This is a genomic window from Hominilimicola sp. (assembly GCF_046972485.1).
Taxonomy (GTDB): Bacteria; Bacillota; Clostridia; order UBA1381; family UBA1381; genus Hominilimicola; species Hominilimicola fabiformis.
In genome coordinates, this window is the sequence record NZ_JBKVWU010000215.1 from 1 (window position 1) to 1,563 (window position 1,563).

The 1,563-nt window shown below is 39.7% G+C and carries 1 protein-coding gene; it reads right to left on the bottom strand.

All coding sequences use genetic code 11. The features are described 5' to 3' along the window. A partial coding sequence (locus ACLTU0_RS11890) for a pyruvate formate lyase family protein (RefSeq protein ID WP_412322658.1) occupies positions 1 to 1,500 on the bottom strand: 1,500 nt, incomplete at its 3' end. Positions 1,501 to 1,563 lie beyond the last annotated feature (63 nt).

Sequence of the window (1,563 nt, forward strand, 5' to 3'; positions counted from 1 at the left end):
TTCCTGTGCTTTATATGCGTTGTAGAATTCTTCAAATGTCGTCATATCTTCAACATTGCCTGTCTTGATACTGATTTGAGCACCCTTATCAACACCGTTTGAGAACACAAGTTCAAGCGGACGACACATATTAAAGAATGCCGCGTCATGCCAACCGTCTGTCTTAAACGGTTTCTGCGGTTCAACACAACCGATAATGCCGTATTCCCTTGCATCTGCAAGAGTAACACCTCTGCTCATAAGTGCAGGAATGATGACTTCATCGTTGTAGTACGCAGGCAAGCCTACACCCGTTCTTGTAAGCTCTGCACATTTAATCAAAAATTCATTTGGCGTGCCGTTCCATATTCTGACCGAGAATGACGGAGCAGGTAATTGAGTGTGCATTGACGCTTGAATACATAGGAATGACAAGTCATTTGTTGCGTCAATTCCTTCAGCGTTTTGTCCGCCCGCCGTTAAATTTTGGAACAAGCTGTATCCGGCAAAGCCGTATGACGATGCCTCATCCCTTGCTTTATTAAGGTCGTTAAACTTAACCCAAATACAGTCAAGTATTTCCTGTGCAAATTCGCGTGTAAGCGAACCGTTGTCAATGCTGTTCTTATAATACGGATACAAATATTGGTCAAAACGTCCGGCAGAAATTGAGTGACCGCTTGATTCAATTTGAAGTAACATCTGTATAAACCAAAATGTCTGACAAGCCTCATAGAAGTTTCTTGCAGGATTTTCAGGCACGTTTGCACAGTTGTTTGCAATTACAAGCAATTCTTGTTTTCTTGTCGGATTTGTACACTTTTGAGCCATTTCATAAGCAAGATTTGCGTAACGTCTTGCGTAATTTATAACCGCGTTACACGAAATTATAATTGATTCAAGAAATTCGTGTCTTTTGGCATAATCAGCATCATACACGTTGCACTTATTCAATTCTTCCTGAACTTCCGCAATAATCCCCTTGTAACCTATTCTCATAACTTTACCGTAGTCAACTGTAACGTGTCCGATACCGTTATAGAAATAGTTACCCGGTGTGAAAATGTTGTGTTCAATCGCCGCAGCAGCCTCAGGCGCCATATATGAAAGTGCTAAATCGCTGTTTGTCTTGTTCTTCCAATAAGGAAAAATCTTTCTAAGTACAGCCTTGTTTTCCTCTGAAATATGGAATGGATCCGCCTCACGAAATTCGATAGTATCAAGCTCGCTTTCAAGCCATTCATACGAAAACTCAGGGAACACCTGACAGCTCCTCGGTGCTTTTGTCGAACTTCCGACAATAAGTTCGTTATCTCTGATTGTAATAGGAATATTGTTAAGTATATGTTCAAAAGCCAAAGCTCTTCTCTTTACAGTCGGAAGTTGTTCAGTCTGCTGATAACTTTCCGTAATAAGTACCGCTCTGTCTACCTCGATTTCAGGCATTTTGCGATACAATTCTTCCTTTAGCTTTTTAATTCTGTCAGTCATAGGAATGTTTGTTGTATTAAAAGTTCTCATACTCTTCCCTCACTTAATTATAGTAATATCAATTTACTATAATTATATCACATATTTATTACA